Here is a 9,061-nt window from a genome sequence, read left to right on the forward strand (position 1 = left end):
GATGGCAACCGAAACTTCAGTCGAGATCGCAGACGAGGGTCTGGCCGGGGAGGCTCGCGCGCTCGCCGAGCGGCTGGCCGCGGACGGCGCGGCGAGCGGTCTCGCCGCGGGCGACGCCACCCTGTGGGGCCCGGACGCCGAGAGCGAAGCCTCGATCCGGCTCTCCTGGACCACCCTGCACGAGACCTCCCGCCCGCTGCTGGCGGAGATCGCCGAGCTGCGCGCGGAGCTGCACGCCGACGGCGTCGACCGGGTCGTGCTCGCCGGCATGGGCGGGTCCTCCCTCGCCCCCGAGGTGATCACCGCGACCGCGGGCGTGCCGCTGACCGTGCTGGACACCACCGACCCGGGTCAGGTCGGGGACGCGCTGTCCGGCGACCTGGACCGCACCGTGCTGGTCGTGTCGTCGAAGTCCGGCACCACCGTCGAGACCGACAGCCACCGCCGCATCTTCGAGGCGGCGTTCTCCGCGAACGGAATCGATCCCGCTACGCGCATCGTCGTGGTCACCGACCCGGGGTCACCGATGGAGACCGCCGCCCGCGAGGCCGGGTACCGCCGCGTGTTCACCGCCGACCCGAACGTCGGCGGCCGCTACTCGGCGCTGACCGCGTTCGGGCTGGTCCCGGCCGGGCTGGCCGGTGCCGACATCACCGCGCTGCTGGACGAGGCGGCGAGCGCGTTCGAGCTGGTCCGCCAGGACTCCGCGGACAACCCGGCGGTGCGGCTGGCCGCGGCGTGGGGCGCGGCGCACGAGCGCGGCGCCGAGAAGCTGGTGCTCGCCGACGGCGGCTCCGGCATCCCCGGCTTCGGCGACTGGGCCGAGCAGCTCATCGCCGAGTCCACCGGCAAGCAGGGCACCGGCCTGCTGCCCGTGGTCGTGGAGAACCCGCAGGCCCCCGGCTTCGCCGACGCGGGCCGCGACGCCACCACCGTAGCCGTCGGCGGCGCCGGCGCCGCCGCGCAGCTGGTGACCACCGGCCCGCTGGGCGCCCAGTTCCTGCTGTGGGAGTTCGCCACCGCGCTGGCCGGGCGGCTGCTGGGCATCGATCCGTTCGACCAGCCCGACGTGGAGGCCGCGAAGAAGGCCGCCCGCGCGCTGCTCGACGGCCCCGACGGCGGTCCGGTCGTGACGCCGGCGCTGGTGTCCGGTTCCATCGAGGTCTACGCCTCCGGCGACTGGTTCACCGCCGGGGTGGGCACCGTGGCCGAGGCGCTGCGCGCGTTCGTCAAGTCCGCGCCCGCGCACGGCTACCTGGCGGTGCAGGCCTACCTGGACCGCCTCGACGACGCCTCCGCCGCGCTGCTGCGCCCCGAGCTGGCCCGCCGCACCGGCCTGCAGACCACCTTCGGCTGGGGACCGCGCTTCCTGCACTCCACCGGCCAGTACCACAAGGGCGGTCACCAGAACGGCGCGTTCCTGCAGATCACCGGCGAAGCCGAGAACGACCTGGAGGTGCCGGAGCGGCCCTACTCGCTGGCGGGCCTGCAGCGCGCCCAGGCGCTCGGCGACGGCCAGGTGCTCGTCCAGCACGAGCGCCCGGTGCTGCGGCTGCACCTGACCGACCGGGCCGCCGGTCTGGTCGAGCTGGTCAAGGCCGTTCAGGAACTGCACGACGAGAGGGGTGGGGCGTGAGCGCCAGGAACCTGCCGCGCAACCCGCTGCGGGACCCGCGCGACAAGCGGCTGCCGCGGATCGCCGGGCCGTCCGGCCTGACGATCTTCGGCGTGACCGGGGACCTGTCCCGGAAGAAGCTGATGCCCGCCATCTACGACCTGGCCAACCGGGGGCTGCTGCCGCCGGGGTTCGCCCTGACCGGCTTCGCCCGCCGGGACTGGGAGGACCAGGACTTCATGCAGGTCGTCTACGAAGCGGTCAAGGAGCACGCGCGCACCCCGTTCCACCAGTCCGTGTGGGACCGGCTGGCCGAGGGCATCCGCTTCGTGCCGGGCTCGTTCGACGACCCGGAGGCGTTCGACCGCCTCGCCGAGACCGTCAAGCAGCTCGACGAGGAGCGCGGGACCGGCGGCAACCACGCCTTCTACCTGTCGGTGCCGCCGTCGGCGTTCCCGACGGTGCTGACCCAGCTGTCCCGCTCCGGGCTGACCGACCAGTCCCCGGACCAGTGGCGCCGGGTGGTCATCGAGAAGCCGTTCGGGCACGACCTGGAGAGCGCCCAGCACCTCAACAAGATCGTCAACGAGGTGTTCCCCGAGGACTCGGTGTTCCGCATCGACCACTACCTCGGCAAGGAGACGGTGCAGAACATCCTGGCGCTGCGCTTCGCGAACCAGCTGTTCGAGCCGCTGTGGAACGCCCACTACGTCGACCACGTGCAGATCACGATGGCCGAGGACATCGGGCTCGGCGGCCGCGCCGGGTACTACGACGGCATCGGCGCGGCGCGCGACGTCATCCAGAACCACCTGCTGCAGCTGATGGCGCTGACCGCGATGGAGGAGCCGGTCAGCTTCTCCCCCGAGGACCTGCGCGCGGAGAAGCTGAAGGTGCTCTCGGCGACCAAGCCGGTCGGCCCGTTCAGCGAGACCACCGCCCGCGGGCAGTACACCGGTGGCTGGCAGGGCGGTTCGCTGGTTCCGGGCCTGCACGAGGAGGGCGGCTTCGCCAGCGACTCGACCACCGAGACCTATGCGGCGATCACCCTGGAGGTGGAGAGCCGCCGCTGGGCCGGGGTGCCGTTCTACCTGCGCACCGGCAAGCGGCTGGGCCGCCGCGTCACGGAGATCGCCGTGGTGTTCAAGCGCGCCCCGCACCTGCCGTTCGACGACACCATGACGGAGGAGCTGGGCCAGAACGCCCTGGTCGTCCGGGTACAGCCGGACGAGGGCGTCACGATGCGCTTCGGTTCGAAGGTTCCGGGCACCTCGATGGAGGTGCGGGACGTGACGATGGACTTCGGCTACGGCCACGCGTTCACCGAATCGTCCCCGGAGGCGTACGAGCGGCTGATCCTGGACGTGCTGCTCGGCGAGCCGTCGCTGTTCCCGGTCAACGCCGAGGTGGAGCAGTCCTGGCGGATCCTCGACCCGGTCCTCGACTACTGGGCGGCGCACGGAGCGCCGGAGAACTACAAGGCCGGGACGTGGGGGCCGCCGACCGCGGACTCCATGATGACCCGCACCGGACGTGTCTGGAGGCGCCCGTGATCATCGACCTGCCGTCGACGACCACCTCGCAGGTCAACAAGAAGATGGTCGAGCTGCGCGAGACCGGTGGGGCCGTCGCGCTCGGCCGGGTGCTGACCCTGGTGATCGTCACCGGGGACGGCACCGAGACGGAGAAGGCCATCCAGGCCGCCAACGACGCCAGCCGGGAGCACCCGGCGCGGGTGATCGTGGTGGCCCGGGGCGCCAAGGAGGCCGCGCCGCGGCTGGACGCGCAGATCCGCATCGGCGGGGACGCGGGCGCCTCGGAGGTCGTGGTGCTGCGCCTGTACGGCGCGCTGGCCGACGAGGGCGCCGGTTCCGTGGTGCCGCTGCTGCTACCGGACGCGCCGGTGGTGGCGTGGTGGCCGACCGAGGCCCCGGAGGTCCCGGCGAAGGACCCGATCGGGATGCTCTCGCACCGCCGGATCACCGACGCGGCCGCGGAGCCCGACCCGATCGAGTTCCTGAAGACCCGCGTCGGCTCCTACGTGGAGGGCGACACGGACCTGTCCTGGACCCGGCTCACCTCATGGCGCGCGATGCTCACCGCGGCGCTGGACCTGCCGCCGTACGAGGCGGTGACCAGCGCCGTCGTCACCGGTGCCGCGGACTCCCCGTCCACGGACCTGCTGGCGGCGTGGCTCGGCGCCTACCTGGAGGTCCCGGTGTACCGGGTGGAGCACCCGCGCGGCCCGGGCATCGTCTCGGCCGAGCTGCGGCGCCCCTCCGGCTCGGTCAAGATCGTCCGGCCGGACGGGAAGGTCGGCACGCTGACCCAGCCGGGCCAGCCGGACCGCCGGCTCTCGCTGCACCGCCGCGAGGTGCGGGACTGCCTGGCCGAGGAGCTGCGCAGGCTCGACCCGGACGAGATCTACGAGATCACCCTCGGTGGGCTGGCCGGGATCCGGCGCGTCGACCAACCCCCCGCCGCCGACGAGCCCGAGCAGGCGGCGACCGAACCGGAGCAGGCGGAAGGCGAGGCATGACCAGGCAAGAAGTCGTCGTGCACGGCGACGGCGAGGTCCTGGCGGCGGCCGCCGCCGCCAGGTTGATCACCCGGATCGTGGACGCGCAGGCCGCGCGCGGATCGGCGTCGGTGGTGCTCACCGGCGGGCGCACCGGCATCGGCGTGCTCGAACAGGTCCGGCACTCCCCCGCCCGGGACGCGGTCGACTGGGCGAACGTGGACGTGTACTGGGGCGACGAGCGGTTCCTGCCGGACGGCGACCCGGAGCGCAACGAGACCCAGGCGCGGGCGGCGCTGCTCGACCACGTGGCGGTGGACCCGGAGCGGGTGCACCCGATGGCCCCGTCCGACGGCAAGTTCGGCGCGGACGCCGACGCGGCCGCCGCGCACTACGCGGAGCTGCTGGCGACGCTGGCCGAGCCGGCCGTGGAGTTCCCGGTGCCGCGCTTCGACGTGCTGCTGCTCGGCGTCGGCGAGGAGGGGCACACGGCGTCGTTGTTCCCCGACACGCCGTACGTGCGGGAGCGGGAACGCGCGGTGGTGGGCGTGCACGACTGCCCGAAGCCGCCGCCGACGCGGATCTCGCTGACGCTGCCCGCGATCCGGTCCGCCGCCGAGGTGTGGCTGATGACCACGGGCGCGGCGAAGGCCGAGCCGGTGGCGGCCGCGCTCGGCGGTGCGGATCCGGTGGACATCCCGGCCGCGGGGGCCGTCGGCCTGGAGCGCACCTTGTGGCTGCTGGACCCGGCGGCCGCGCCGCGCGGCTGAGCACGGCTGATCGAGTCCGGGCCGTCCGCTCCCCCTCGGGGCGGGCGGCCCGTTCGCGTGAAGTGGCCTTTCGTTTTCCCCGGAAATTGGACCTTGGGGGAGTCCACTTCGCCGCGCAGGATGAGCGCATGACCGAACCGACCACCGCACCGCCGTTGTCCTCGACGCCCCGCACCTCGCTGGGGCGCAAGAAGGACCGGGCCGCCACCGACCGCGCCGACCTGCACGACGTGCTCGACGGGGCGCTGATCTGCCACCTCGGCCTGGTCCTCGATGGCCACCCGCAGGTGCTGCCCACCGGGTACGGGCGCGACGGCGAGGTGCTCTACCTGCACGGCTCCACCGGGGCGCGCAGCGTGCTCGCGGCGGGCGCCGAACCGGAGGTGTGCGTGACGGTCACCCTGCTGGACGCGGTGGTGTACTCCCGCACCCTCAACGACCACTCGATGAACTACCGCAGCGCGGTGATCTACGGCCGGCCGCGGACGGTGCTGGACCCGGCGGAGAAGCTGCACGGGCTGCGGGTGCTGTCCGAGCACCTGGCGCCCGGCTCGTGGGACCACGCGCGGGAACCGGACGCGAAGGAGCTCGCCGCGGTGGCGGTGCTGGCCCTGCCGCTGGCGGAGGCCTCGGTGAAGATCCGCTCCGGTCCGCCCACCGACGACCCGGCGGAGCACGCGACGGGCGCCTGGGCAGGGGTCCTCCCGCTCCGCACCGAGTGGGGCACCCCTATCCCGGCCCCGGACCTCGGCCCCGGCATCCCGACCCCACCCCACATCGCGGACCGCCGCACCCCCAACGGCTGAGCGCCCACCGCCGCGGCCCTCTCCTGTCAGCGGCGAAGCCGCTGGGCCGCGACCACCTGGTCAACCGGACCACCCGCGGGTTCCCCGCGTTCTCCTCGCGAGGAGGACGCTGAGGTCCACCCCGCCCCTGATCAGCAAGAGCCCTCACACCCGCCGGAGCCAGGTGTCGAAGTGCCGGTGCCGCAACGCGTAGCGGCAGCGCAGCAACCGCCACTGGCCGTACCCGGTGAACCCGGCGGGCCGGTGCACGCGCGCCCCGGCCAGCAGCGCCCACGTCCCCACCGCCAGGTCGTCGGCGATGGCGTTGAGCCGGTAGCGGGCGAGGCGCTGCTGATCGGGTCTGCCGTCGACGACCTCCGCGGCCCGGCGCCACTCGTCGTCGAGCTGGCAGGTCTCCACCAGCATCGCCGCGAGGTCGTGGTGCGGGTCCGCGTTGCCCGCGAAGTCGAAGTCGACCAGCCGCACCTCCCGGCCGGGGCCGACCAGCACGTTCGACGGGCTGCCGTCCCGGTGGCAGGGCCGCGAGTCCCGGCCGGCCGCCCGCAGCGCCGCGCCGATCCGGCGCACCCGCTCCCGCATCCAGGTGAAGTCCACCGGCAGCGGGACGCCCGCGGCCGCGGCGGCCTCCGACCACCGCTCGACGTCCTCGAACACGTCCCGGTCGACGGGCATCGCCGGGCCGCGGTGCAGCACCCGCTTCGCCGCGACGACCGCGCCGAGCACCTCGGGTTCCCGCAGGTGGTGCGGCTGCAGCGCCTGGAAGGTGGCGGGCAGCCGCTCGTAGCCGACGGCCCCGGCGGCGACGGCGCGGACGGCGGGCGCGACACCGGTGGTGTGCGCGACGGCCGCGCAGTCGGCGGCGCTCCCGGTGTCGACGAGCTCGGCGAGGGCCTCGGGCAGCACCGTCGCGAACCAGCCGTCGCACTCACCGGTGAGGAACAGGCAGTCGTGCACGGCGGCCTGCCGGGTGCGGTCCAGCCGCGGCGGCACCGCCCGCTCGTACTCGACGTCGTGGCGGCCGGTCAGGGCGTGCACCGCACGCCGGGTCCGCGGCTCCCGCGTGTCTGGACCGGCGCTCATCCGGCAACGCTTCCCACTCCTCGGACGTTAGGAGCGGGAACCGTCAGCTCTGCTACGCGCGCGTGTCCGGCCGGTCAACTGCCGCGGCGCAGATGTCCGGCAGGTAACCGAACCGGACATCCGGGGCGGTCCGCGCGCGATCCGGTCGTCCGCCGAGGTGAACGGCCCGTGTCCGGCCGGGCGACCGGGCCGTTCACCTGGGCCGGATCACGGTTCGGCGAGGACGACGACGCCGTCGTGGTCGCTCACCAGGTATTCGCCGGGCACGAACCGCACCCCGCCGAGCTCCACCGGCTCGTCGACGACGCCGTCGCCGGTCTTGCCGCTCTTGCGCGGGTTCGAGCCGAGCGCCTTCACGCCGAACTCCATCCCGGCCAGCACCGCGGTGTCGCGCACCGCGCCGTTCACCACGATGCCGGTCCAGCCGTTCGAGCGGCCGAGCTCCGCGATCAGGTCACCGACGAGCGCGGTGTGCACCGAACCGGCGCCGTCGATCACCAGCACCTGGCCCTCCCCCGGCTCGGAGAGCACCTTCTTGAGCAGCGCGTTGTCCTGGAAGCAGGTGACCGTGCGGATCCGCCCGGCGAACACCTCCCGCCCCCCGTACTGCCGGAACTGCACATCGCAGCTGCGGATGGCCGGTCCTTCGCGGTCCGCGAGGTCGGCGGTCGACAGGTCCATCACAGTCTCCTCGGCTGGGCCACCGGCGCCCGCGGCGCCGGACCTTCCCGGGCGCCGAGCCGACGCGGGCGACCGCGCCCGGAGCATGATCCGGCGAGCGTATCCGCCGATCAGCGCGCGGAGCGGGCCGGGCGAGCAACGCCACAGCGCTCACGCGGGGATGGGCGCGGTCCCGTCGTGGTGCGCGCGCAGCCAACGGCACCATTCGCCGATCCCCTCGCCGCGTTTCGCGGACAACCGCAACACGCGGATCCGCGGATTGATGCGCTGCGCGTGCGAGATGAATCGGTCCACGTCGAAATCGAGGTGCGGCAGCAGATCCACCTTGTTCAGCAGCACCAGATCGGTGCTGCGGAATACGTGCGGATATTTCAGCGGTTTGTCCTCGCCTTCGGTGACCGAGGCGATCAGCACCCGGTGGTGCTCGCCGAGGTCGAACAACGCGGGCGCGGCGAGATTCCCGATGTTCTCGATGAACACCAGCGACCGCCCGGCCGGTTGCAGCGACCGAAGTCCTTCGTCGACCATGTCGGCGTCGAGGTGCCCGCCGGAACCGGTGTTGATCTGCACCACGCGGCAGCCCGCGGCCCGCAGCCGGTCGGCGTCCAGGTGGGTCTCCTGGTCCCCTTCTATCGCCGAGATCGACACGGTCGAGCCGAGCTCGCGCAGCGTCCGCTCCAGGAGGGTGGTCTTCCCCGAGCCGGGCGAGCTCATCAGGTTCAGCGCGAGAATCCTGCGCCGTGCCAACGAGTTCCGCGTCCGCTCCGCCAACGCGTCGGAGATCCGCTGCCGGGGGACCGCACCGTCCGAAGCGGACGGTCCTTCGTGACCGCACGGCTCGGGGAAGTCCGGACCCGACACCCGGACCCCGGCGCGGCCCGCTGCTGCGTACCCACCGCGCATGGTCTCTCACACCTCCAGCTGCGGCGTCCGGGCGGATTCCGGCTGATCCGTCCAGACGCGGCAAAGATCATCTCATCGTCGCAGAGAACGGTTCGGTTCTCCATACCGGAATGGCCCGCGAAACGCGCTCCGCACGCACATCACGCGGATAGAGCAATGCGCGCGGAACCTTCGGAAACGGTCAGTGACCTAGCGGCGAGCCGGAACCGAGCACGTTTCCTGCCGACTCCCCCGGCGGACACGTCGAATGGTTCCGCGCACCCGGCGCACCACAGCAGATCCCCCAGCAACCGGCCGCCGCCGATGGGCAGCGCGCACTGCGGGCATTCGTCGCGGAACGCGCGCACGACGCCGTCCGCATTGCACACCGCGATGAATTCCCCACCGATCTTGGTGGTCACGACCTCCCCCGGAGCGAGGTCCGACACCCCCGGCACCGGCACCCACGACTGCGCGGGACGGCTGTTCTCGGACGACACCATGCGGGCCTGCTTCCTGCGACGACGCCGTGCTGCGGTGCGCCCCAAGCTACGACCGCGCCGCGACGGCCCACAACTCGATGTCCCCTCGTCCGGAGGACGCCGAACAACGCGAAGGCGGGGCGGGGGGGGGGCCCGCCCCCCCCCCGGGGGGCCCCCCGGGGGGGCCCCCCGGGGGGGTTTGTAGGTGTAAACACCCCAGAGGCGGG

Annotated in this window: 9 protein-coding genes; 5 read left to right on the forward strand and 4 right to left on the reverse strand. The window is 73.3% G+C overall.

The window, feature by feature from the left end; translation table 11 throughout:
- The first annotated feature begins 1 nt into the window (after position 1).
- From LCD35_RS17145 to LCD35_RS17165, 5 genes are all read left to right on the forward strand, one after another.
- Positions 2–1,636, forward strand: coding sequence for a glucose-6-phosphate isomerase (locus LCD35_RS17145; protein ID WP_225044456.1), 1,635 nt, complete (start codon positions 2–4; stop codon positions 1,634–1,636).
- Complete coding sequence (zwf, locus tag LCD35_RS17150; protein WP_224957695.1) at positions 1,633–3,168, forward strand: glucose-6-phosphate dehydrogenase; 1,536 nt, start codon at positions 1,633–1,635, stop codon at positions 3,166–3,168. The genes LCD35_RS17145 and zwf overlap by 4 nt, the downstream gene beginning before the upstream one ends.
- A complete protein-coding gene (opcA, locus tag LCD35_RS17155; RefSeq protein WP_224957696.1) occupies positions 3,165–4,154 on the forward strand; it encodes a glucose-6-phosphate dehydrogenase assembly protein OpcA in 990 nt (329 codons plus the stop codon). The genes zwf and opcA overlap by 4 nt, the downstream gene beginning before the upstream one ends.
- A complete protein-coding gene (gene pgl / locus LCD35_RS17160; RefSeq protein ID WP_224957697.1) occupies positions 4,151–4,903 on the forward strand; it encodes a 6-phosphogluconolactonase in 753 nt (250 codons plus the stop codon). Before opcA ends, pgl begins: the two co-directional genes overlap by 4 nt.
- A 128-nt stretch (positions 4,904–5,031) precedes the next feature.
- On the forward strand, positions 5,032–5,709 hold the full coding sequence (locus LCD35_RS17165) for a pyridoxamine 5'-phosphate oxidase family protein (RefSeq protein ID WP_224957698.1): 678 nt from the start codon (positions 5,032–5,034) through the stop codon (positions 5,707–5,709).
- Between the two features lie 144 nt (positions 5,710–5,853).
- On the opposite strand, the gene LCD35_RS17170 is transcribed toward LCD35_RS17165, so the two are convergent.
- The 4 genes from LCD35_RS17170 to LCD35_RS17185 form a co-directional block, all read right to left on the reverse strand.
- Positions 5,854–6,789 carry a phosphotransferase family protein gene (locus tag LCD35_RS17170; protein WP_224957700.1) on the reverse strand — a complete coding sequence of 312 codons (936 nt, stop codon included), beginning with the start codon at positions 6,787–6,789 and terminating at the stop codon, positions 5,854–5,856.
- A gap of 207 nt (positions 6,790–6,996) precedes the next feature.
- Complete coding sequence (rraA, locus tag LCD35_RS17175; protein WP_224957701.1) at positions 6,997–7,470, reverse strand: ribonuclease E activity regulator RraA; 474 nt, start codon at positions 7,468–7,470, stop codon at positions 6,997–6,999.
- 150 nt (positions 7,471–7,620) lie between these two features.
- A complete protein-coding gene (gene hypB, locus LCD35_RS17180) occupies positions 7,621–8,373 on the reverse strand; it encodes a hydrogenase nickel incorporation protein HypB (RefSeq protein ID WP_224957702.1) in 753 nt (250 codons plus the stop codon).
- A gap of 140 nt (positions 8,374–8,513) precedes the next feature.
- Positions 8,514–8,855: a Rieske 2Fe-2S domain-containing protein gene (locus LCD35_RS17185; protein WP_224957703.1), complete on the reverse strand. Its 342-nt coding sequence runs from the start codon at positions 8,853–8,855 to the stop codon at positions 8,514–8,516.
- Positions 8,856–9,061 lie beyond the last annotated feature (206 nt).

It is taken from the genome of Saccharopolyspora sp. 6V (genome assembly GCF_020176785.1).
Lineage (GTDB): Bacteria > Actinomycetota > Actinomycetes > Mycobacteriales > Pseudonocardiaceae > Saccharopolyspora_C > Saccharopolyspora_C gregorii.